Annotated in this window: 17 protein-coding genes and 3 rRNA genes; 17 read left to right on the top strand and 3 right to left on the bottom strand. The window is 41.8% G+C overall.

Annotated features, from left to right (window positions below):
- The 8 genes from MKX65_RS20615 to rrf all read left to right on the top strand — a co-directional run bounded on the left by MKX65_RS20615 (position 1) and on the right by rrf (position 11,373).
- On the top strand, positions 1-1,464 hold the full coding sequence (locus MKX65_RS20615) for an NAD-dependent succinate-semialdehyde dehydrogenase (protein WP_340905348.1): 1,464 nt from the start codon (positions 1-3) through the stop codon (positions 1,462-1,464).
- A 207-nt stretch (positions 1,465-1,671) separates the two neighbouring features.
- On the top strand, positions 1,672-2,199 hold the full coding sequence (locus MKX65_RS20610; RefSeq protein ID WP_340905347.1) for a hypothetical protein: 528 nt from the start codon (positions 1,672-1,674) through the stop codon (positions 2,197-2,199).
- Complete coding sequence (locus MKX65_RS20605; RefSeq protein ID WP_340905346.1) at positions 2,132-2,971, top strand: Na+/H+ antiporter NhaC family protein; 840 nt, start codon at positions 2,132-2,134, stop codon at positions 2,969-2,971. Before MKX65_RS20610 ends, MKX65_RS20605 begins: the two co-directional genes overlap by 68 nt.
- 200 nt (positions 2,972-3,171) lie before the next feature.
- A complete protein-coding gene (locus tag MKX65_RS20600) occupies positions 3,172-3,996 on the top strand; it encodes an aldo/keto reductase (RefSeq protein ID WP_340905344.1) in 825 nt (274 codons plus the stop codon).
- A gap of 473 nt (positions 3,997-4,469) precedes the next feature.
- Complete coding sequence (locus MKX65_RS20595; RefSeq protein ID WP_340901828.1) at positions 4,470-5,717, top strand: IS4 family transposase; 1,248 nt, start codon at positions 4,470-4,472, stop codon at positions 5,715-5,717.
- A gap of 599 nt (positions 5,718-6,316) precedes the next feature.
- Positions 6,317-7,869 (top strand): 16S ribosomal RNA (locus tag MKX65_RS20590).
- Positions 7,870-8,111: 242 nt separating this feature from the next.
- Positions 8,112-11,067 (top strand): 23S ribosomal RNA (locus MKX65_RS20585).
- Between the two features lie 190 nt (positions 11,068-11,257).
- Positions 11,258-11,373: ribosomal RNA gene (gene rrf, locus MKX65_RS20580) — 5S ribosomal RNA — on the top strand.
- Together the 16S, 23S and 5S rRNA genes form the textbook arrangement of a ribosomal RNA operon.
- A 61-nt stretch (positions 11,374-11,434) precedes the next feature.
- Here rrf and MKX65_RS20575 read toward each other — a convergent pair.
- Positions 11,435-12,391, bottom strand: coding sequence for a calcium/sodium antiporter (locus MKX65_RS20575; RefSeq protein WP_340906347.1), 957 nt, complete (start codon positions 12,389-12,391; stop codon positions 11,435-11,437).
- A 280-nt stretch (positions 12,392-12,671) separates the two neighbouring features.
- Here MKX65_RS20575 and MKX65_RS20570 point away from each other — a divergent pair, with 280 nt between their 5' ends.
- The gene (locus tag MKX65_RS20570; protein ID WP_340905343.1) at positions 12,672-13,040 is read left to right on the top strand and encodes a hypothetical protein; all 369 of its coding nucleotides are present in this window, start codon (positions 12,672-12,674) and stop codon (positions 13,038-13,040) included.
- Between the two features lie 196 nt (positions 13,041-13,236).
- Here MKX65_RS20570 and MKX65_RS20565 read toward each other — a convergent pair whose 3' ends face one another.
- Positions 13,237-14,736 carry a transposase gene (locus tag MKX65_RS20565; RefSeq protein ID WP_340902990.1) on the bottom strand — a complete coding sequence of 500 codons (1,500 nt, stop codon included), beginning with the start codon at positions 14,734-14,736 and terminating at the stop codon, positions 13,237-13,239.
- 256 nt (positions 14,737-14,992) lie between these two features.
- Between MKX65_RS20565 and MKX65_RS20560 the strand changes: the two genes are divergently transcribed.
- Complete coding sequence (locus MKX65_RS20560) at positions 14,993-15,349, top strand: hypothetical protein (protein WP_340905342.1); 357 nt, start codon at positions 14,993-14,995, stop codon at positions 15,347-15,349.
- A 207-nt stretch (positions 15,350-15,556) separates the two neighbouring features.
- Here the strand turns inward: MKX65_RS20560 and MKX65_RS20555 are convergent, their stop codons facing one another.
- Positions 15,557-16,312, bottom strand: coding sequence for a MurR/RpiR family transcriptional regulator (locus tag MKX65_RS20555; RefSeq protein ID WP_340905341.1), 756 nt, complete (start codon positions 16,310-16,312; stop codon positions 15,557-15,559).
- Positions 16,313-16,508: 196 nt separating this feature from the next.
- Between MKX65_RS20555 and MKX65_RS20550 the strand changes: the two genes are divergently transcribed.
- The 7 genes from MKX65_RS20550 to MKX65_RS20520 all read left to right on the top strand — a co-directional run bounded on the left by MKX65_RS20550 (position 16,509) and on the right by MKX65_RS20520 (position 23,268).
- Positions 16,509-17,837 carry a 6-phospho-beta-glucosidase gene (locus MKX65_RS20550; RefSeq protein ID WP_340905340.1) on the top strand — a complete coding sequence of 443 codons (1,329 nt, stop codon included), beginning with the start codon at positions 16,509-16,511 and terminating at the stop codon, positions 17,835-17,837.
- Positions 17,838-17,958: 121 nt separating this feature from the next.
- Positions 17,959-18,561 carry a YczE/YyaS/YitT family protein gene (locus MKX65_RS20545; RefSeq protein WP_340905338.1) on the top strand — a complete coding sequence of 201 codons (603 nt, stop codon included), beginning with the start codon at positions 17,959-17,961 and terminating at the stop codon, positions 18,559-18,561.
- Between the two features lie 187 nt (positions 18,562-18,748).
- Entirely contained in the window at positions 18,749-19,147 is a 399-nt protein-coding gene (locus MKX65_RS20540; RefSeq protein WP_160549555.1) for a hypothetical protein, read from the top strand.
- Positions 19,134-20,483: a 4Fe-4S binding protein gene (locus tag MKX65_RS20535; protein WP_160549556.1), complete on the top strand. Its 1,350-nt coding sequence runs from the start codon at positions 19,134-19,136 to the stop codon at positions 20,481-20,483. Before MKX65_RS20540 ends, MKX65_RS20535 begins: the two co-directional genes overlap by 14 nt.
- A gap of 126 nt (positions 20,484-20,609) precedes the next feature.
- Positions 20,610-21,800 (top strand): N-acetylglucosamine-6-phosphate deacetylase, encoded by a 1,191-nt coding sequence (gene nagA, locus MKX65_RS20530; protein ID WP_340905337.1) that lies wholly within the window; start codon positions 20,610-20,612, stop codon positions 21,798-21,800.
- Positions 21,801-21,803: 3 nt separating this feature from the next.
- Complete coding sequence (gene nagB / locus MKX65_RS20525) at positions 21,804-22,553, top strand: glucosamine-6-phosphate deaminase (RefSeq protein WP_160549565.1); 750 nt, start codon at positions 21,804-21,806, stop codon at positions 22,551-22,553.
- Entirely contained in the window at positions 22,546-23,268 is a 723-nt protein-coding gene (locus MKX65_RS20520) for a GntR family transcriptional regulator (protein ID WP_340905336.1), read from the top strand. The genes nagB and MKX65_RS20520 overlap by 8 nt, the downstream gene beginning before the upstream one ends.
- The last annotated feature ends 4 nt before the right edge of the window (positions 23,269-23,272 follow it).

Raw genomic sequence — 23,272 nt, 5'->3', positions numbered from 1 at the left:
ATGAGTTCGAATATCGCTTTTCAAAAAAAGCAGTTATACAAAATGTATATTAATGGCCAATGGATCGGGGATGAGTGTGAGACATTCATCAATGTTATGAACCCCGCAACCAATGAAGTGATCGGGATGATTCCTAATGGAGGGACGCCCGAAGCAAAGGCTGCTGTAGATGCCGCCCATCTAGCGTTTAAAACTTGGTCTAAAAAAACGGCAGAAGAACGTAGTCAGTTACTCATGAAATGGTTCCATCTCATTGATGAGCATAAAGTGGAAATTGGTACAGTGATGACGATGGAGCAAGGAAAGCCTGTCCACGAGGCAATCGGTGAAGTGAATTATGCCAATAGTTTTCTCTCTTGGTATGCGGAAGAAGGAAAGAGAATCTATGGAGAAACCATTCCGGCCACACATCCAAATAAACGGATTTTAATTAGGAAAGAACCTGTTGGGGTTGTTGCAGCGATTACTCCATGGAATTTTCCAGCGGCCATGATCACGAGAAAGGTAGCCCCTGCTCTTGCTGCTGGCTGTACGGTGGTGGTGAAGCCCGCTCAGCAAACACCTCTAACCGCTCTGAAACTAGCAGAGTTAGCAGAAAAAGCAGGCATTCCAGCTGGTGTGTTTAACGTAGTAACTGGAAAATCAAAAGAAATTGGTGATGCTTGGTTAAAGGATCCACGCGTTCGTAAGCTTACCTTTACGGGTTCCACTGAAGTGGGGAAGATACTTATGAGAGGTGCTGCTGATACGGTGAAGAAGATTTCGCTAGAATTAGGCGGAAATGCACCTTTTATTGTCATGGACGATGCAGATCTAGAAAAAGCAGCCAAAGGACTACTAGCTTCGAAGTTTCGTAATGCCGGCCAAACATGTATTTGTACGAATCGTATTTACGTCCAAGAAAGAATCCTAGAGCCATTTGTCGAGCTTTTTAAAAAGGAACTAAGCAAGCTGAAAATCGGGAACGGTATGGAAGAAGGAATTGATATAGGGCCGCTTATTGACCAACCAGCGGTAAATAAAGTAAATGAAATTCTTGACGATGCGATTCATAAAGGCGGAAAGATTGTGTATCAAGGAGATAAGTATGAGGGGAAAGAAGGATTTTTCTTTCCACCGACGATTCTTACAAATGTGAATGATCAAATGATGTGTGTGGAAGAAGAAATCTTTGGACCACTAGCAGCGATTGCTACTTTTCAAACTGAAGAAGAAGTGATTGAAAGAGCCAATAATACCGTTTACGGCTTAGCAGCTTATGTGTTCACTGAAAATTTAAGTCGAGCTTTCCGAATAAGTGAAGAACTTGAATACGGAATTATCGGCTTAAATGATGGACTTCCATCAACGGCACAAGCGCCATTTGGAGGTTATAAAGAAAGTGGTTTAGGTCGAGAAGGGGGCCATCACGGACTAGAAGAGTTTCTAGAAGTAAAATATATTTCAATTGGACTAAATATATAAAGCATGAACAAAAACCTGGATTCCATTTGGAACCAGGTTTTTTCATGCTGATATGTACATTATGCAAAATTGAATGGATTATGCAGAAATGATTTCTAAGTAGGCAGGAAAAAGTAGTAGGATTACAGAAAATTGAGAATATTAAATCTGGCACGAAATTTGCAATAAGAAAATAGGAATCTATTTTTTATTGAAAGAGGGATGATAATGAAAGAAAAGAAACAGCCTTCACTAGCAGTTGCTTTGATCCCGATCGGAGCCATGATTGTATTTTTATTTACAGGCATTTTCATGTTTGAAGCAGATCCTCATATTCCACTCTTGCTCAGCGCCACTGTGGCATCAGTCGTATCAATTTATTTAGGATATACTTGGCGAGAGCTTGAACAAGGTGTTATTAAAGCTGTCTCTCTTGCATTACAAGCGTTACTTATTTTAATGATTATTGGAACGATTATCGGAACATGGCTCGCAGGCGGAATTGTTCCGACTATGATTTATTATGGATTAGATATTTTATCTCCCACCTATTTTCTCCCTGCTGCTGCCATCATTTGTAGCGTAGTTGCGATTGCTTCGGGGAATGCATGGACAGCGGCTGGTACAATAGGGATTGCCATTATGGGAGTGGGAATTGGATTAGGAATGAATCCTGCTATGGTGGCTGGTGCTGTCAGTTATCATTTACTTTTTTATAGGCCTTACATTCAAAGGAAAAGGATCTGGAGTGAGTGATATTGCTACGCTTCAACAAGAATTATCGGATATTTTCATTATCAGCCCCTGGTTACTTCTTATTCCAGTTATTGTTCTTGGGATCATTGCTTTGAAAACACCGGCAATCCCCGGTCTTGTCATAGGGTCGATTCTAGGTGGGGTTGTTGCCATCATAGTTCAGGGAGAAACAATTGGCAGTGTTTTATCTATTATGGTTTACGGTTTTGAAATGGAGACCGGAAATGAAGTGTTAGATAACTTGCTTAACAATGGTGGAACGGAAGCGATGATGTACACCGTATCTCTTGTTATGATTGCGATGAGCTTTGGGGGGATGATTTTAGAAACGAGTGGAATCATGAATACGATTGTGACAAGCCTGTTAAAAATGGCCAAATCAACAGGCAGTTTAATTACAACAACGGTAGCAATCTGTGTTACAGCTAATATCGTCGCTTGTGATCAGTACTTATCGATTCTACTTCCTGGAAGAATGTACTTAACCGCCTACCGTAAGCGTGAACTCCATCCAAAGAACTTATCTCGAACGCTAGAAGATGCGGGGACAATGACCTCTCCACTTGTTCCTTGGAATACATGTGGTGCATTTATGACCGCCACTCTTGGAGTATCTACCTTTCAATATGCACCGTATGCATTGCTTTGTATTATCAGCCCGATTATAGCCATTATTTACGCATATACAGGATTTACAATTGAGAAGCTTCCGAAAGACAATAGAATGGAAGAGCAGGTTACAGAAAATAATGAAGTAAGCGTAATGTTATAATGAAGAAAACTGTGGATGGCTGTCTACAGTTTTTTCTATGTGTGAGCGTTCGAATAAAGTGGATAATAAGGTACGGTAAGATAAAACTATAATCCGGAAGCGTTTAACTTTTCATTTAAGACAATCTTTATTAAAATTAACAATGAAAAACAATTTCTTCCAAGGTTATCAAGTAAATCTTTCGAAAAAGGAGAATGAATATGAACTTTGTAACGTTGAACAACGGATTAAAAATGCCACAGCTAGGTTTCGGTGTCTGGCAAGTAAAAGATGATGAGGCTACAGCGGCTGTAACTGCTGCAATTGAAGCGGGTTACCGTTCCATCGATACTGCAATGATCTATGGAAACGAAGAGGGTGTCGGAAAAGCGATTAAAGAATCCAACGTACCTCGCGAAGAATTATTCATTACAACGAAAGTTTGGAATAGTGACCAAGGTTACGAAAGCACCATACAAGCTTTTGATTTAAGTCTAGAGAAATTAGGTCTTGATTATATTGATTTATACTTGATTCACTGGCCAACACCAGAGTACGATACATATGTTGAGACGTTTAAGGCGATGGAAAAGCTATATCATGAAGGCAAAGTAAAAGCCATTGGTGTATGTAACTTTGAAATTGAGCATTTAGAAAGACTTCTTAACGAATGTGAAGTTAAGCCAGTCCTAAATCAAATCGAATGTCATCCATATTTAGCACAAAATGAATTGAAAGAGTTTTGCGCTAAGCATGATATCTTTGTAGAAGCGTGGAGCCCCCTTGATCAAGGGGGAGAAGTGCTAAAAGATGATGTGATTATTAACTTAGCTGAATCACATAGAAAGACGCCTGCTCAAGTTGTTTTAAGATGGCATTTACAAAATAATTCAATCGTTATACCTAAGTCTGTTACACCTTCTAGAATTCAAGAAAACATTGATGTATTTGATTTTGAGCTTTCCTCACAGGAAATGGATCAAATCAATGGAATCAATCGTAACCGACGCAAAGGTCCAAATCCAAACGAGTTTAACAAAAGATAATAACGGGTAACGACTGTTCCGTTTTTCGGGTGTTTTATTTTTAAAGACATAAGAAAAGACTTTATGCATTGGCATATGTCTTTTCTTTATTTATCAAGGTTTCTATGACATTCCATTAACTTTGATTCCCACGTACAGGAATTAAAAGGGCACGCGCTTATCTGTTGGGCGATCATGTTATGCACCGGAGCTGATAAATAGACGGAGGAATTCCGCTTAATTAGTAAATACGATAAAAAATAGCTCAAATAGACGGAGGAATTCCGGCTATTGACTTGAAAAACATAAAAATGGGGAGTTTTGCTATCCATAAGCGGAAAATCTCCACTAGCATTGCATATGTATCCACAGGCAAAAAATTACCCCCTATTAATTGATTAATAGGGGGCTATTTTTATGGACGAAAGCAAAAAAGTCTCCTAAACTAGAAGTTGAACCCACGTTATCCGTGACTGCTACTAAAGGAGACTTTCATGGATAACATTATATCAAATCAGACCGTATTTAGTAAATGCCTATCATTCTTGCCTTTTGAAACATTTAAGGGTTCGTTCTTAGACAACGGCGTAAAAAAACTGACCACCGCTAATTTAATGAGGATTTGTGTCACCATGCAACTGGGAAATTGGAAATCCTACGAGGAAACAGAAGAGCGTATTCGTGCCATGGAAGGTACAGAGGAACTGTTTGGCCTTACCAGTATTAGTGCTTCTCAACTATGTCGTCGAGTCAATGCTTTACCTTCAATCCTACCACGGCAGTTATTTCTTGCCGCTGTTACCCAATTGAATAAGCTAACAAGTAAAGGAAAAGGGATCCCTTCTTTGGGTCGTCTTCATCTCGTAGATTCTTCTTCCCTGCTTCTTGGGCCCACACTAGGAAACTGGACGTATTTTACAAAACATAGTAATTGCGTGAAGCTACATACTCGGATTGTCGTAACGGACCCCGGCACAGCTTATCCAGACATGGTCATTCCTTCTACAGGTAATGTGGATGATCGTGAAGTCATGCTTGAGCTCGTGATAGATCCTCATGCGACCCATGTGATGGACCGTGGCTATGTGGATTACAAAAAAATGGACCATTGGGTGGAAAACCGGATTCCATTCGCCATGCGTATCCAAGCTGGGCATAAGGCGAACATGATAAAATCCTATGAAGTTCCTGATGACAGTAGGGTTAAGCTAGATGCCTTAGTCGTCATGGGGAGTAGCTTCAGATCCATGGAACAGCCCCTTCGTCTTGTTGAATTCACAGATGAAGAGGGGAAAGAGTACCGTGTCGTAACCAATCGTTGGGATTTAAAAGCCGAAGAAGTAACCGAATTGTACCGGCACCGTTGGATCATTGAACTGTTTTTCAAGTGGATGAAACAACATCTACGTCTAGTTAAACTACAAAGTACCCAACCCCAAGGAATTTGGAATCAGATTTTCTTTGCAATGACGGCGTACTGTCTCACTTTATATGTGAGGTTAGTTGAGAAAACTAAGAAGACCACCTGGAAAGTACTCACCCTTATCCGCATCCATGCCGAAAGGACGTGGAAAAGTTTTCTTGATGAGTTACACCGTTTACCTGAAAGAACATCGAAAGGAAGACAAAAGAGCCAGCACCCGCCAAATGAAATAGAACTTTATGATGCAGGTGTGGCCATTGTAAAACAAGTGGGGGTAAGTACTAGCTCGATGGCAAAATATAAGACACCAAGAAAATAATATCCAATTTTTGGATAACTGGGTTCAATTACAACCCCATTGACTTTTTAGCTCTGGGACAAGAAATCCAACTGGTAAAATTATACTCAAATTACATATAAAGTAACCCTGGCATACTCTTGTGGATAATTTTGCAATGCTAGTGGAAAATCTCCCCTTATTTACCCCAAAAACGGGCTCCATCTTGCGTCTAACCGGAAAAACTCCGCTTATTCAATGGTGGTTTTACTTTTCCATATATCAATAAGACCTAAAGGAGCGATCGTTTTTATTTATAAAAAACTCTTGCATTATTTATAGGTATTTTGTAAGATAAGAATCCGTCCTCATTACTAGTGTATTAGTTAATGAGGATGTTTAAAAAATATTTGAAAACAGAAGTTGACTTCTGCGAATCAAGATGATATAGTAATACATGTAGCCGACAACAACGACTTGAAATTAACTTTTGAAAAAAGTTTTTTTCGTAGAAGTTGACAACGGTGAAAAGATATAGTAAGATGATCAAGTGCTTAATTGAACCTTGAAAACTGAACAAGACAACAACAAACGTCAACGTTAATTCTAAGTTTTAACTTTTTAAGAGCTAATCTTACTCTTTATTGGAGAGTTTGATCCTGGCTCAGGACGAACGCTGGCGGCGTGCCTAATACATGCAAGTCGAGCGGATCTTTGGGAGCTTGCTCCCAAAGATTAGCGGCGGACGGGTGAGTAACACGTGGGCAACCTGCCTATGAGACTGGGATAACTCCGGGAAACCGGGGCTAATACCGGATAATTCTTTTCTACACATGTAGAAAAGCTGAAAGATGGTTTCGGCTATCACTCATAGATGGGCCCGCGGCGCATTAGCTAGTTGGTGAGGTAACGGCTCACCAAGGCGACGATGCGTAGCCGACCTGAGAGGGTGATCGGCCACACTGGGACTGAGACACGGCCCAGACTCCTACGGGAGGCAGCAGTAGGGAATCTTCCGCAATGGACGAAAGTCTGACGGAGCAACGCCGCGTGAGTGATGAAGGTTTTCGGATCGTAAAACTCTGTTGTTAGGGAAGAACAAGTACCGGAGTAACTGCCGGTACCTTGACGGTACCTAACCAGAAAGCCACGGCTAACTACGTGCCAGCAGCCGCGGTAATACGTAGGTGGCAAGCGTTGTCCGGAATTATTGGGCGTAAAGCGCGCGCAGGTGGTCTCTTAAGTCTGATGTGAAAGCCCCCGGCTCAACCGGGGAGGGTCATTGGAAACTGGGAGACTTGAGTGCAGGAGAGAAGAGTGGAATTCCACGTGTAGCGGTGAAATGCGTAGAGATGTGGAGGAACACCAGTGGCGAAGGCGACTCTTTGGCCTGTAACTGACACTGAGGCGCGAAAGCGTGGGGAGCAAACAGGATTAGATACCCTGGTAGTCCACGCCGTAAACGATGAGTGCTAAGTGTTAGAGGGTTTCCGCCCTTTAGTGCTGCAGCAAACGCATTAAGCACTCCGCCTGGGGAGTACGGCCGCAAGGCTGAAACTCAAAGGAATTGACGGGGGCCCGCACAAGCGGTGGAGCATGTGGTTTAATTCGAAGCAACGCGAAGAACCTTACCAGGTCTTGACATCCTCTGACACTCCTAGAGATAGGACGTTCCCCTTCGGGGGACAGAGTGACAGGTGGTGCATGGTTGTCGTCAGCTCGTGTCGTGAGATGTTGGGTTAAGTCCCGCAACGAGCGCAACCCTTGATCTTAGTTGCCAGCATTTAGTTGGGCACTCTAAGGTGACTGCCGGTGACAAACCGGAGGAAGGTGGGGATGACGTCAAATCATCATGCCCCTTATGACCTGGGCTACACACGTGCTACAATGGGTGGTACAAAGGGCAGCAAAGCGGCGACGCCAGAGCCAATCCCATAAAACCACTCTCAGTTCGGATTGTAGGCTGCAACTCGCCTACATGAAGCTGGAATCGCTAGTAATCGCGGATCAGCATGCCGCGGTGAATACGTTCCCGGGCCTTGTACACACCGCCCGTCACACCACGAGAGTTTGTAACACCCGAAGTCGGTGGGGTAACTCGCAAGAGAGCCAGCCGCCTAAGGTGGGACAGATGATTGGGGTGAAGTCGTAACAAGGTAGCCGTATCGGAAGGTGCGGCTGGATCACCTCCTTTCTAAGGAAAATGCTTGCGTAAGCAAGACATAATACAGACGTGACGTCTTGTTCTTGTTCAGTTTTGATGGTTTAATAAGGTTTTTTGCGACAGCAAAATAACCATCCTTATTTGCGAAAGCAAAAATAACCATCCATCAAGTTGTTCTTTGAAAACTAGATAAAGTAAAAAAGTCAAGAAAGAAATCGAGTATCGCCATTTTAGGTTTTCTCTCTTAAATGAGTAGAAACAAATTAACCATAGGTTAAGTTAGAAAGGGCGCACGGTGGATGCCTTGGCACTAGGAGCCGATGAAGGACGGTACTAACACCGATATGCTTCGGGGAGCTGTAAGTAAGCTTTGATCCGGAGATTTCCGAATGGGGAAACCCTCTATCCGTAATGGGATAGAATCTTTACCTGAATACATAGGGTATTGAAGGCAGACCCGGGGAACTGAAACATCTAAGTACCCGGAGGAATAGAAAGCAAACGCGATTCCCTGAGTAGCGGCGAGCGAAACGGGATTAGCCCAAACCAAGAGGCTTGCCTCTTGGGGTTGTAGGACACTCTATACGGAGTTACAAAGGAATGAAGTAGACGAATCGATCTGGAAAGGTCAGTCATAGAAGGTAACAACCCTGTAGTTGAAACTTCGTTCCCTCTTGAGTGGATCCTGAGTACGGCGGAACACGTGAAATTCCGTCGGAAGCAGGGAGGACCATCTCCCAAGGCTAAATACTACCTAGTGACCGATAGTGAACCAGTACCGTGAGGGAAAGGTGAAAAGCACCCCGGAAGGGGAGTGAAAGAGATCCTGAAACCGTGTGCCTACAAGTAGTTAGAGCCCTGTGTATTTTTCCTTTGGATAAATACCGGGTGATAGCGTGCCTTTTGTAGAATGAACCGGCGAGTTACGATTACATGCGAGGTTAAGTTGATAAGACGGAGCCGTAGCGAAAGCGAGTCTGAATAGGGCGCTTTAGTATGTGGTCGTAGACCCGAAACCAGGTGATCTACCCATGTCCAGGGTGAAGTCCAGGTAACACTGGATGGAGGCCCGAACCCACGCACGTTGAAAAGTGCGGGGATGAGGTGTGGGTAGCGGAGAAATTCCAATCGAACTTGGAGATAGCTGGTTCTCTCCGAAATAGCTTTAGGGCTAGCCTCATGTAGTAAGAGTCTTGGAGGTAGAGCACTGTTTGGACTAGGGGCCCTCATCGGGTTACCGAATTCAGACAAACTCCGAATGCCAAAGACTTATCCATGGGAGTCAGACTGCGAGTGATAAGATCCGTAGTCGAAAGGGAAACAGCCCAGACCACCAGCTAAGGTCCCAAAGTATACGTTAAGTGGCAAAGGATGTGGAGTTGCTTAGACAACCAGGATGTTGGCTTAGAAGCAGCCACCATTTAAAGAGTGCGTAATAGCTCACTGGTCGAGTGACTCCGCGCCGAAAATGTAACGGGGCTAAACGTATCACCGAAGCTGTGGATTGACATCTTAGATGTCAGTGGTAGGAGAGCGTTCTAAGGGCGTTGAAGCTAGACCGTAAGGACTGGTGGAGCGCTTAGAAGTGAGAATGCCGGTATGAGTAGCGAAAGATGGGTGAGAATCCCATCCACCGAATGCCTAAGGTTTCCTGAGGAAGGCTCGTCCGCTCAGGGTTAGTCGGGACCTAAGCCGAGGCCGAAAGGCGTAGGCGATGGACAACAGGTTGATATTCCTGTACCACCAAATTACCGTTTGAGTGATGGGGGGACGCAGGAGGATAGGGTAAGCGCGCTGTTGGATATGCGCGTCCAAGCAGTTAGGCTGATCACGAGGCAAATCCCGTGATCAAAAGGCTCGAGCTGTGATGGCGAGGGAAATATAGTACCGAAGTTCCTGATTCCACACTGCCAAGAAAAGCCTCTAGCGAGGTAACAGGTGCCCGTACCGCAAACCGACACAGGTAGGCGAGGAGAGAATCCTAAGGTGAGCGAGAGAACTCTCGTTAAGGAACTCGGCAAAATGACCCCGTAACTTCGGGAGAAGGGGTGCTCTTCAGGGTGAATAGCCCAGAAGAGCCGCAGTGAATAGGCCCAGGCGACTGTTTAGCAAAAACACAGGTCTCTGCGAAGCCGCAAGGCGAAGTATAGGGGCTGACGCCTGCCCGGTGCTGGAAGGTTAAGAGGAGGGGTTAGCTCACGCGAAGCTCTGAATCGAAGCCCCAGTAAACGGCGGCCGTAACTATAACGGTCCTAAGGTAGCGAAATTCCTTGTCGGGTAAGTTCCGACCCGCACGAAAGGCGTAACGATCTGGGCACTGTCTCAACGAGAGACTCGGTGAAATTATAGTACCTGTGAAGATGCAGGTTACCCGCGACAGGACGGAAAGACCCCGTGGAGCTTTACTGTAGCCTGATATTGAATTTTGGTACAGCTTGTACAGGATAGGTAGGAGCCTGAGAAGCCGGAGCGCTAGCTTCGGTGGAGGCGTCGGTGGGATACTACTCTGGCTGTATTGAAATTCTAACCCTCACCCCTAAATCGGGGTGGGAGACAGTGTCAGGTGGGCAGTTTGACTGGGGCGGTCGCCTCCTAAAAAGTAACGGAGGCGCCCAAAGGTTCCCTCAGAATGGTTGGAAATCATTCGTAGAGTGTAAAGGCACAAGGGAGCTTGACTGCGAGACCTACAAGTCGAGCAGGGACGAAAGTCGGGCTTAGTGATCCGGTGGTTCCGCATGGAAGGGCCATCGCTCAACGGATAAAAGCTACCCCGGGGATAACAGGCTTATCTCCCCCAAGAGTCCACATCGACGGGGAGGTTTGGCACCTCGATGTCGGCTCATCGCATCCTGGGGCTGTAGTCGGTCCCAAGGGTTGGGCTGTTCGCCCATTAAAGCGGTACGCGAGCTGGGTTCAGAACGTCGTGAGACAGTTCGGTCCCTATCCGTCGTGGGCGTAGGAAATTTGAGAGGAGCTGTCCTTAGTACGAGAGGACCGGGATGGACGCACCGCTGGTGTACCAGTTGTCTTGCCAAAGGCATCGCTGGGTAGCTATGTGCGGAAGGGATAAGTGCTGAAAGCATCTAAGCATGAAGCCCCCCTCAAGATGAGATTTCCCATAGCGTAAGCTAGTAAGATCCCTGAAAGATGATCAGGTTGATAGGTCAGAGGTGGAAGCGCGGTGACGTGTGGAGCTGACTGATACTAATCGATCGAGGACTTAACCAAGATGCGGAAACGGCTTGGTCAGGGACGACAGGCATAAGATGAAGACCGTAAGAGGTCCTGACCTCTGAAGGGCTTTAGCTTATGACCCCGAGTCCCTAGCCGTTGGAGCTCGTTTTCCGCGAAGTAGATACTCGAATTTTTGACTTTGACTCTTTATCTAGTTTTGAAGGAACAACCTTCAATTAAATAGTCTGGTGGCGATAGCGAAAAGGTCACACCCGTTCCCATACCGAACACGGAAGTTAAGCTTTTCAGCGCCAATGGTAGTTGAGGGTTTCCCTCTGTGAGAGTAGGACGTCGCCAGGCACCTGACAAAAGAGAGTAGTCATTTTGACTACTCTCTTTTGTCATATATAAGAAAACACATTTAATTCCTTAAAATGATAAAAATCATATATATGATATAAGCAGCAGCTAGAATGATTCCTTCAATTTTTCCAATTCGAGAGTTGGACCTTGAGAAAATAAGAAGTACTACTGTTAAGATGATCATAAGTACTACATCAACAACGATTTTTGGATCAACTGCTAACGGAGAAATAACTGATGCAGCTCCGAGAACAAATAGGATGTTAAAGATATTACTTCCAACAATGTTTCCAAGTGCAATTTCGCTTTGTTTTTTTAAGGCTGCTGTTACAGAAGTAATAAGTTCCGGTAATGATGTTCCAACTGCAACGATAGTTAATCCAACTAATGTTTCACTCATCCCAAAGGAGTAAGCAATTTTAGTTGAACTGTTAACCGTTAAATCACCACCAAAAATAATGGCTGCTAGTCCTCCGAGTGTAAATAAAATGTTCTTTCCCCAAGAAGGTTCCTCAACTGCTGCACTTTCTTGCTTTATTTTATCTCGACTATGTCTAGCCACCTCAAAGATATAGTACAAGAAGATAGCGAAGAAAAGTAAGAAGATAAATCCGTCCCCTCTTGTAATAAAATTAGAGCTTAACGATTGAAGACTGATATCACTTATTAAGATTAAAAGGGAAGTACTTGCTAATAAAGTAAAGGGAATTTCTTTCCGAATGGTTTCACTTTCAACTTTTAATGGAGACAAAAGTGCGGTTAAGCCTACAACAAAAGTAATGTTGAAAATATTACTTCCGACTACGTTCCCAATAGCCACTCCAGCATTTTCCTCAAGGGCTGCAACAATACTCACGGTCGCTTCCGGTGAGCTTGTTCCAAATGCGACAATAGTTAGACCAATTAATAAAGGAGAAACGTGAAGTGCCTGTGCGATTTTTGATGCACCATCAACAAAGAAGTCTGCCCCTTTGATCAATAATGCAAAACCGATAATTAATAATAGATACGTTATCATTTTCACCCTCTTTTTAAAATAGATATAAGAATATTATATTACATAAATTTAGTATTACTCAATTAGATGTCTAGAAAAAAGGTACCAGATGTAAACACATGATAATTTTGGGTAGTTCTGGCTCTGTTTATCCTCCATCTCAACTTATTTATCTAATTATTAAACAAAAAATACTTCAAATCAGTTTTTTTCCACGCTTGTCCTATGATGCTTGTCCATGCAACTTTGAGATTAATTAATATATTAATCATGAGAAAACTATAAGGAGGAATTTGTAATGGGTAATGTTTGGTTTCCAGGACGTGGGAGAAACAATGAAGAAAACAGGGGGGCGAATAGTAACAGTAAAAGTAAAAGTCGTTCTGACAGCGAAAGCAGATCTAATTCAAATGTAGAATTTGATTCTGACATCGATAATGAATTAAGAACAGATGTACAAAACGAAAATGATGTACAAAATGTGGATAAAAATACGAACATTGCTAAAATCAATAATTCAGGAAATGCAAGAATTGATCTGAACATTGACGTTGACTCTGATTCTAATGCGCGTGTTCGCTCACGTTCAAGAGCGAATGCAGATTCAGAACAAGATCAAGATCAAGACAACAATCAAGATGTTGAACAGGATGTAGAACAAGATTAATTGTAAAATACGACAAGATTGGAAACGCCAATCTTGTCTATTTTATAGACTCTCGGAATAACTAAGTCATTTTTATGGGATTTGTAAAAAAATAACTGGAAATTAGCTTCGATTCGATGAAAATTCCTTTTTTTCATTTCCTTTTTCAAAAAAATGCATACCAAATAAGCCTTGCTTATAAAATTTTTAAAAATGATTAAGCAGACTTTTTAAAAATGACATTTTCGAGATTCAGCTTTTCTTTTTTAACGTCGTACCAAGCATCAATATGTTGGCACATCATAATGGCATAAGTCCGAATGTACCACATTTTCGTGGAACGATGACGACCTAATTCTAAATGATAATCAACCTTTTCACGTTTGTTCGACCGTTCTACAGATGTACGACGCTTATAAGTTAGCTTCCACTTTTCAGACGTTCTCGGAGTCTTAGTAAACAACCGAAGGTTGTCCTTCCGGAATGTATGAAATGTTCGACCGTATTTAGCTTTAGAACAGGGATTCTCACAAGTAATTTTTGTGCCGCATGCGAGTGGACATCTCCATTTCTGCCGGTTTTTGGATTTATCAAAACCATTGGGCTTCATTTTTAACCCTGCAGAACAAATTGGTGTCCCTTCGGGAGATATTTGTATATCGCTTTCAGTGCTGAAATTTTTCTTGGTTCGAACATTCAGATCAATGAAAGGCTCGATATTATAATGATCTAGCAATTCATAAATAGGTTCCGCATCATGAGCAGCATCCAAGAGAATCTTACCAATTGTGCCCAAGGTAGTGCGTTGCGAAAATTCAATAGAACTGGCAACAAGACTGACAGAATCATGCCGGGAAGCTGGTTGAAGTCTTGGATACAAGGGTAGGTCGTATCGACTGTCGCTAGTGGATAACATGTAGAGATGGTATCCGTTGAAGTAGCGTTCCCGTGAACTGTCCCACCCTGAGTCGATGTCAGGTTGGGAATAATGACGAGGATGGTTACAATTCGTTAGTCCTTGGGCACTGCATTCACAAGTACGCTTGCTTCTTGGAAATCTAGCCGTTTCAATCGGGGTACCGTCTCCGACAACCCCTAGAGCGTCCAAGTCTCCGAGTAAGCCTAGGTTCGCTGATACATGGAGAAATTGAGATTGAAATAATTCAAATAATCGATCGCTTGGCAGCACTTTTTTCTTAGCATCATAACGAAAAAAACGATCGATTAACTTTCTAACTATACCTGGACTTGATGGGGACGCTTTTTCGCCTTTCTTGGGTTTCTTCTTTTTCTTTTTTTGGCGTTTCGGTTTGATATTGGGTTTTATATTAGCGTTATCCCTTCCCCATAAACGGTGGAAAAAATCGTAGAAAGTCCCTATACCAGGAACTTTCCCCGGTTCAAAGCCACTCATGATGGCATAGAAAGGCACTCGATACAATTCATCAACCCATTCAGTAATACTGAGAGTTGGTTTAGCCAAAAGAAGCAAAAGGTAAGAGCGCATCATAGAAGACGGATCACGAGGCTCCGGACCTTTATTCGAATAAGAGCTCCGAAGCCACGAGGTAATCTGAGAAAGGTCAGTGATCCATAACTTGTAAATAATGGGCCAATCATTATTTACAATAGTAAGGACGTTACCAGAGTAATGCTTTCTTAATTGTTCTAAAACGAAGTTTTGGTAATCTTCATGACTAACGACAGTTGGCTTCACCTCAACACCCCAATTCACGGTTTATAAGGAAATAAATCCCTTCGCCGGCGATTATTGTGGTGTTTTCAAAAAGTCAAGTATTTTCGACAAAAAAATCAACAAAATTTCACTGAGGAATTTCCAATTCTTCTTATAAAACGTGAAACATCCCCCTACTAAAAGTAGGAGGAATCAAATAAAAATGGTACAAGAAAATCCTTGTACCATCTAACTCGGCGAATGCCGAGAGTCTATTTTTTACAAAGGAGGGTAGACAATGATTGAAAATCCGGAACGGAATAGCAAGAAGAATGTCTACCAGTTTCGTAATAATGGGAGTTCCGATTTAGATAGTAATCAGGCTAGCATTGGACATAGTGGTAATTCGGATGTCGATGTACATGTGAATATAGAGGTAGATACAAGGCCAATTGCTTACGCCGTATTATGTTCCCTTCTTGCAACAAAAAAACTGTCCCAATTAGAATTTGATACAGCAGTAAAAAAATTGGAGGAGCTTACTGATGGTGGCAGTAAGAAAAGAAAAACCATAAATGATCATTCAAATCCCCGTGAACAGGTTCGTAAAAAGGGAGCTTCACAATTACGATTGTTTGGACCTAACGTCTTCTAGCTATCTAATTAGTTTAATGAAATGATAAGAACTGTAGAGGATGTCTCTACGGTTTTTTATGCATTAACCGTCTCTTGATTAACCGGAATATAATTCCAAGTTGATTGTTTTTGGTTCTTAACATTATTTGCTATTCTTAGTTTAACAGAAAAAACGCTCAGAGCTTTCCCTCCGAACGTCTTCTCTATTAAGTATTTAAGCCTCTAATCACTGCATAGGAGGGGTTTCATTGTAGTGCTTCTTCCTTCCCAACTCATATACGAGTCGAGCAGTTTCTTCTAATATATAGATTACGGGAATTTGTGTGGTTACATTTGAGTGATCTACAAATTCTTCAGAGACATAATAAGAAATATTGACATCTGCTAATTTCGCGATTGTGGATTGACGATTGTTGGTAATACTTATTATTTTGCTTCCTTTTTCTTTTAACTGGTGGATATGAGAAATGGTGTAGTTCCCTTCACCTGAAACAGAAAGGGCAATAGTGATGCTATTATTCAAGTTTGCATGAATTGGCATAAATGGATCTTTAATGTACATAGAGAACTTACCTAAGCTTGAAAAATATCTTGCTCCGTACTCGGCAAGAATCCCTGAACTACCTATCCCGATAAAAATAACACTATCGGCTTCGGCAATTACCTCTGCAGCTTCTTCTAATTTCGAAGTGAATTTTTCATTTTGCGTTCGTTCAAAAAACTCTGCTAATACATGCTGGCTGCTTTTTATGCTTGGCTCGTTTTTTTCATCAATTAATAGCTTGAGTTTTACTTTAAACTCGGAAAACCCTTCGCAATTTAATTTCCTGCAAAAACGCATGATCGTTGAGGTGGATACATGGGTTTCATCAGCGAGATCGCGGATTCGCATGTAGACCACTTTCTCTTTATTTTGTGTTATGTAGTTGTAAAGTAGCATCTCTAGTTCGTTGAATGTTGCAATTACTTCATTCGTAAACAAAGCCTTCTCTCCCTTACATGTTCCCGCTTTTTTTCACTTTTATTATTATACACTAACAGAGAAACACAGTGTTATTTTTATGGAACAAATGCCTTTTCATGTGAAACAAATCAAACGCTTCCAAAACTATATCCAAAAGTTCAATTCCCCTCTAAAATAGGTGTTAGTTAATCAGTACTTATTAGGAGGATGAACAATGAGTAAAGGTATTAAGATCGTCACAATTGGCGGAGGTTCAAGTTACACTCCAGAATTAATCGAAGGATTTATTAAAAGATATGAAGAGCTACCGGTTAGAGAACTTTGGTTAGTTGATATAGAAGCTGGGAAAGAAAAGTTAGAAATCGTAGGAAATCTTGCTAAGCGTATGGTTGCTAAAGCAGGTGTTCCAATGGAAATTCATCTTACTCTAGATAGAAGAGAAGCTTTAAAAGGTGCAGATTTCGTAACGACTCAATTCCGTGTAGGTCTACTTGACGCTCGTGCGAAAGACGAAAGAATTCCTTTAAAGTATAACGTAATTGGTCAAGAAACAAACGGTCCTGGTGGACTATTCAAAGGTCTTCGTACGATTCCTATCATCCTTGATATTTGTAAGGATATTGAAGAGCTTTGCCCGAACGCATGGTTAATCAACTTCACAAATCCAGCTGGTATGGTAACAGAAGCTGTTCTACGCCACAGCAATATTAAAAAAGTAGTTGGATTATGTAATGTTCCAATCGGTATGAGAATGGGAATTGCAAAAGCATTGAAAGTTGAGCCTGAGCGCGTACATGTTGACTTTGCTGGTCTAAACCACATGGTGTATGGACTAAATGTATACCTTGACGGTGTAAGTGTAATGGATCAAGTAATTGAAGCAATGGCTGATCCAGAAAATGCAATGACAATGAAGAACATTTCAGGTCTATCATGGGAGCCTGACTTCATCAAGGGTGTAGGGGTTATTCCATGTGGATACCACCGTTATTACTACAAAACAGGTGAAATGCTTGAAGAAGAACATGAAAAAGCAGCAGCAGAAGGTACACGTGCAGAAGTAGTTCAAGCTCTTGAAAAAGATCTATTCGAGCTTTACAAAGATCCTAACCTAGACATCAAGCCACCACAATTAGAAAAGCGTGGAGGAGCATACTATAGTGATGCTGCATGTAACTTAATCAACTCAATCTATAATGACAAGCGTGATATCCAACCAGTAAACACTCGTAACAACGGAGCGATCGCTAGCATTGAAGATGACTCAGCTGTAGAAGTAAACTGTATCATTACAAAAGAAGGTCCTAAGCCAATCGCTGTAGGAGATCTTCCAGTAGCAGTAAGAGGACTTGTACAACAAATCAAGTCTTTCGAAAGAGTGGCAGCAGAAGCAGCAGTAACAGGAGACTACAAGAAAGCCGTTCTTGCATTAACGATTAACCCGCTTGTGCAATCTGATAAGCTTGCTAAGCAAATCGTTGATGAAATGTTAGAAGCTCACAAAGAGCATTTACCACAATTCTTCAAGAAAGTTGAAGCATAAAAGCACGATATGAAATGCTCTGGGGCATATCGTTCCAGAGCTTTTCCTATGGAAAAAATTAATTTACCTCTTTCTACACCGGAGAAGAACGGATGAGAGTAGGTTATGGAGGAACATTGTGATGTTAAAGAAAACATCCTTCTTTTTTATGGGGTTAGTGATTGCGTGTTTAGGAGTAGGTTTAATTATTAAGTCCGGTGTAGGGGCAGGGCCTTGGGACGCATTTTTTGTAGGTATTGTGAATAAATTAGGCCTTACCGTTGGAATTTGGGTTATGCTTATCCAGGCCTTTTATTTAGTGTTTAATTCCATCTTAGCAAAGAAACGAATACAGTTTGAATCAGTGATTACGGTATTTTTATGGGGAATAATTATTGATTTTCAAATGGGTGTTACTTTAAAGAATGTCCAACTTGATGAGGCTGTATGGACCATGCAATGGGGTGCCTTCCTAGCTGGAATCGTTCTTACGGGAATTGGAATCGGAATCTACTTGACCTCTAAATTTCCAACCATGCCATATGATGGCACGATGCTTATTATAAGTGAGCGATTTCATATTACGCTAAATGTATCTCGAACGATTTTAGAGGGGATTGGCTTAGCTTTTGCGTGGATTGTTGGTGGTCCGATTGGTTTAGGAACTGTGATTATTATGTTGATGATTGGGCCACTCATTCAAATCTGTACGCGCTACTCAACTCTCATCTATGAAAAAATATAATTAGATTGCTAGGAGCTCCTACTTTGTTAGGGCTCCTTTTCTTATGTGCGGTAATTGTTGTCGAAACCAGAGTGATAAACCATATCTACTGTTCTCAAATTCTACAAACATTCTCATAAATTCTGCATATCCTCCGATTACATTTTAGCTAAGTACTCATTCAATACTATCGGAGGTAACATTCTATATGAAAAAATGGAAACTCGCTCTTACAGTCATACTGTTCCTATTTTTTTTCACCAACCATTCAGCGGCACTTGCACATGAAGGGGAGGAACAAGAATCAGATAACTACTTAAAGGACTTCTCTTCTAACGAGCATGATCATTTAGACACCGAAGTGGAAGTAACGGACTCTCATAACTCTCATGATTCCCACAAACCTGAAGACTCTTCAAATCAACTAGATACCCATGATGACTCCAACTCCCATAACGAAGAGGGTGCACACGGTACGTTCACCGGAGAAGAGAGCGGTCCTAACTACATCGTATTATCGAGTTTTGCATCAGTAAATGCCAGCTTCCTTCTAATTGGTATTTGGAACAAGGTTAGAAAGAGAGGAAACAATCATGGCATTAACTAGTAAAAAGTCATCTTTCGACTTATTGTCGATTCCGATCATAAAGAAGTTTATCAAAAGCAAATGGTATCCAGGCATATTTCAATGGATGGTGTTAGTTTTCTTCTCTGTTATCGTGTTTGAGTTAGTGGCAGGGACGGTGAATCCACATCGTAACTTTGGAACAACGATGACGTGGGTGTTATGGTGGCCGATTATTCCGATCTTATTTATAGCCATGGGTCGATTTTGGTGCGCCATCTGTCCATTTGGAAAACTGAGTGATATCATTCGAAAAATGGTAGGTAGTGAGAGGCCCATGCCGAAGTTTTTACGAAAATATGGGATATGGTTGATCGACTTATTCTTCATTGCCATTACGTATAGCGATCATGTTTGGGGAATTGTGGAGTCACCTCGTGGATCAGGGTATTTGCTGCTATTACTCGTCACAATGGTGGTTGTCACATCCGTTTTTTATGAGAGAAGAACGTTTTGTAAAACGCTTTGCTTTCTAGGAGGATTAGCTGGAAATTACTCTCGAGCAGGGGTGTTAGAACTAAGAGGAACAGCGGAAATTTGTAGAACGTGCAAGACGCAAAGCTGCTTTAAAGGGAGTGAACAAGCGGAAGGGTGTCCGATGTTTCAGTTCGTTCGAACAATGGATTCGAGTGCGGAATGCAATATTTGTGGAAACTGTGTGAAAAATTGCCCGAATGATTCCATCAAGTTACAGGTACGTGTTCCAACAAAAGAGCTTTGGAGTCTCAAAAATCCAAAGCTTGAGCATGCCTCACTGGCAGCTGTTATCATGGGGATTGTCTTTGTACAGAACATTACGATGCTTGAAATATGGGGACAAATTCTCGAAACCATATCTATTGTAACGGGTACCTCTAATTATGTTGTCAATTTTACGATTGCCTTCATTATCTCAATGGCGCTTCCGATTCTACTATTATTAGGTGCAGCCAAGCTAGCAACCTTGCTAGGGATGCCGAATACGATAAAGAAAAATTTTATCCTTTTTGGTTATGCTTTTATTCCACTTGATCTTGCCGGACATCTTGGACATAATTTGTTTCATATCATCACAGAAGGAAAAGCGATCTGGTTTAATTCACTTGCCCTTCTCGGGAATGAGGTTACAAGTAGCGAGTTAAGTTTGGCCTCGACATCGACAGTACAAATGCTCCAATATTTCATCATTACTATCGGATTAGTAGGATCTTCTTACACGGCATACAAGATGGGGAAAAAGGCTAGTTTTAAAGCTATGTTGCCTTACTATGGATTAATGTTGTTACTAGCGATCATCAATATTTATTTATTCTCACTCCCAATGAGTCATCGCGTATAAAAAAATAGAGCTGCTGAGAAATCGGCAGCTGTTTTTATTTGGTATAAAAATTGGTCTAGACAACTATATGTATAGAGTGATATGATAATCATGCAAAAAGGTCACAAAAGAAAGAAGGTAGAGAGGATGAGTTCTTCTCGTTCACCCCTTTTATTAAAAGGGATGAGAGTTTTTTCAGAAAAGGGAATTATTGAAAGCGGTTATATTAAGACTTGTAATCAGAAAATAGTAGAAGTAGGATCACTCGAGATGCTACCTGACGAAAGTGGATTTGAAGTGATTGAACTTCCTCCTCACTTTAATCTTCTGCCTGGCTTTATCGATGTGCATATTCACGGAGCCAACGGTGCGGATGTAATGGATGCTACCGAGGATGCCTTATATACGATGGCAAATTCTCTTCCACGTGAAGGAACAACAAGCTTCTTGGCCACAACCATGACACAGTCTCATGAAAAAATTGAGAGTGCCATAGAAGCCGCTGGTAAATATATCAGAAAAAATCAAGCAACACCCCAAGCAGAGATTCTAGGTATCCATCTCGAAGGGCCATTTGTGAATCCTGATAAAGCGGGAGCGCAGCCAATGGAACATATGATGCATCCAAATACCGAGCTGTTTCAAAAATGGCAAACCCTTTCAAGAGATACGATAAAGCTTGTTACCCTTGCGTCCGAGCTTCCTGGTGGATTGGAGCTTATCAAATATTTAAGTGACCAACATATTATTGCCTCTATTGGTCATTCAGATGCAACCTTTGAAGAAGTAAAGCAAGCAGTAGAAGCAGGTTCCACTCATGCTACCCATCTTTTTAATCAAATGAGAGGGTTGCATCATCGGGAGCCTGGTGTAGCCGGTGCTGCACTTTTATTAGAAGAGTTAAAGGCTGAGTTGATTGTGGATGGTATTCATGTTCACCCAGAAATGGTCCGTTTTGCATTTCAGCAAAAGAAAAAGGATGGTCTAATCTTAATCACAGATTCGATGAGAGCAAAGTGCCTGAAAAATGGCGTGTACGAACTCGGTGGTCAAGACGTGTATGTGAACAATGAAATGGCGACGCTTTCAGATGGAACGCTTGCAGGCAGTATATTAGAAACCAAACGTGCTGTGAAAAATATGATTAAATACACAAATTGTACGCTTGAGGATGTTGTGCATATGGCATCGATTAACCCTGCCAAGCAATTAAACGTATACGACAGAAAAGGAAGCATTACTGTTGGAAAGGATGCCGACTTGGTTATTTTAGATGGAAACCTGGAAGTGGAATTGACAGTTTGCCGTGGATCCTTTGCATTCCAGAGAAAGGAATAGATGATGAAACTAATTGATGTAAAAAACTATGAGCATATGTGTGAACTAGCTGCAAGCTATATCAGTAAAAAGGTTCAAGGTAATCCAAACATTAGGCTTGGATTAGCAACAGGGGGAACACCTCTAGGGACGTATGAAAAGCTGATTGAGGATTATAAGCATGGAAATACATCTTACAAACAAGTTGTCAGCTTTAACTTGGACGAATATATTGGGTTAACAGGACAGAATCCAAATAGCTACCGTTTTTATATGAATGATCATTTTTTTAACCATATTGATATTGATCTGGAAAATACCTTTGTGCCAAACGGAACGGCGGTAGATCTTGAGCAAGAGTGTCAAAACTACGACCAGCAAATTCTAGCAAAAGGCGGAATCGACCTTCAGTTATTAGGAATCGGATCAAACGGTCATATTGGTTTTAATGAGCCGGGTGCTTCTTTTGGGTCGCATACGCATGTGGTGGAGTTAGCCGAGTCAACGAGAGAAGCAAACTCCATTTATTTTGAAAAAATGGAGGACGTCCCGAAAAAGGCTGTCACCATGGGAATTGCTTCAATCATGAAGAGCAAGGAAATTCTTTTACTAGTGTCAGGTGAGCATAAGCATGATGCGTTAGCCAAGCTATTAACGGGAGATTTGACCGAGGAGTTTCCAGCTTCCATTTTAAAGCAACATCCTTCTGTCACTATTATGGCGGATGAAGCTGCCATTGGGAATTTAAAGAAAAAGGAAGTTACGTATGATTAATAAAAACTCGCCTATTCCCATCTATTATCAGCTGGAGGAGCTGATAAAGGATCAAATTGAAAAAGGAGATTTGAAGCCTGGTGATTCCCTTCCGCCGGAGCGGGAATATGCGGAGACCTACCAAATTAGTCGAATGACCGTTCGCCAAGCATTCACAAAGCTAGTGAATGACGGGTACTTATATCGACTCCAGGGGAAGGGGACCTTTGTTGCAGAAAGAAAGGTAGAACAAGGTTTACAAGGGCTAACAAGCTTTACCGAAGATATGAGAGCCAGGGGCTTGGAACCAGGTAGTCAGCTTATCAATTTCGAAGTCATTCCAGCACCTGTTCGTATCGCAAAATCTCTAGCGATTGATGAAAGTAGTCCTGTGTACGAAATCAAACGAATCCGTCTCGCTGACCAAGTGCCAATGGCGCTTGAAACTACCTATATATCCGTAGACAAGGTAAAGGGCCTGACAAAAGAGATTGTGAATCGATCATTGTATGAGTATATCGAGGGTACGTTAGGCTTCCGAATAGATCATGCAAGACAAATCATTGAATCATCGGTGGCGAATCAAATTGAATCAGAGTTTTTAAGCATTAAAGAAGGTGCACCAATTATGCTGATTCAGAGAAACACATACCTTGAAGATGAAACGCCTATTGAAGTGGTAAAGTCCTCTTACCGTGCCGATCGCTACAAGTTTATGATCGACATGAAGAGATAGAAGG

The organism is Robertmurraya sp. FSL R5-0851 (assembly GCF_038002965.1).
GTDB lineage: Bacteria > Bacillota > Bacilli > Bacillales > Cytobacillaceae > Robertmurraya_A > Robertmurraya_A beringensis.
Note: the sequence above shows the minus strand (reverse complement) of the source record. Positions and strands in the feature narration are given on the sequence as shown.

Excerpts from the sequence above, each read along its gene's own strand:
- MKX65_RS20615 (WP_340905348.1), top strand. The coding sequence starts at position 1 with ATGAGTTCGAATATCGCTTTTCAAAAAAAGCAGTTATACAAAATGTAT.
- MKX65_RS20610 (WP_340905347.1), top strand. The coding sequence starts at position 1,672 with ATGAAAGAAAAGAAACAGCCTTCACTAGCAGTTGCTTTGATCCCGATC.
- MKX65_RS20600 (WP_340905344.1), top strand. The coding sequence starts at position 3,172 with ATGAACTTTGTAACGTTGAACAACGGATTAAAAATGCCACAGCTAGGT.
- MKX65_RS20595 (WP_340901828.1), top strand. The coding sequence starts at position 4,470 with ATGGATAACATTATATCAAATCAGACCGTATTTAGTAAATGCCTATCA.
- MKX65_RS20570 (WP_340905343.1), top strand. The coding sequence starts at position 12,672 with ATGGGTAATGTTTGGTTTCCAGGACGTGGGAGAAACAATGAAGAAAAC.
- MKX65_RS20560 (WP_340905342.1), top strand. The coding sequence starts at position 14,993 with ATGATTGAAAATCCGGAACGGAATAGCAAGAAGAATGTCTACCAGTTT.
- MKX65_RS20550 (WP_340905340.1), top strand. The coding sequence starts at position 16,509 with ATGAGTAAAGGTATTAAGATCGTCACAATTGGCGGAGGTTCAAGTTAC.
- MKX65_RS20545 (WP_340905338.1), top strand. The coding sequence starts at position 17,959 with ATGTTAAAGAAAACATCCTTCTTTTTTATGGGGTTAGTGATTGCGTGT.
- MKX65_RS20540 (WP_160549555.1), top strand. The coding sequence starts at position 18,749 with ATGAAAAAATGGAAACTCGCTCTTACAGTCATACTGTTCCTATTTTTT.
- MKX65_RS20535 (WP_160549556.1), top strand. The coding sequence starts at position 19,134 with ATGGCATTAACTAGTAAAAAGTCATCTTTCGACTTATTGTCGATTCCG.
- nagA (WP_340905337.1), top strand. The coding sequence starts at position 20,610 with ATGAGTTCTTCTCGTTCACCCCTTTTATTAAAAGGGATGAGAGTTTTT.
- nagB (WP_160549565.1), top strand. The coding sequence starts at position 21,804 with ATGAAACTAATTGATGTAAAAAACTATGAGCATATGTGTGAACTAGCT.
- MKX65_RS20520 (WP_340905336.1), top strand. The coding sequence starts at position 22,546 with ATGATTAATAAAAACTCGCCTATTCCCATCTATTATCAGCTGGAGGAG.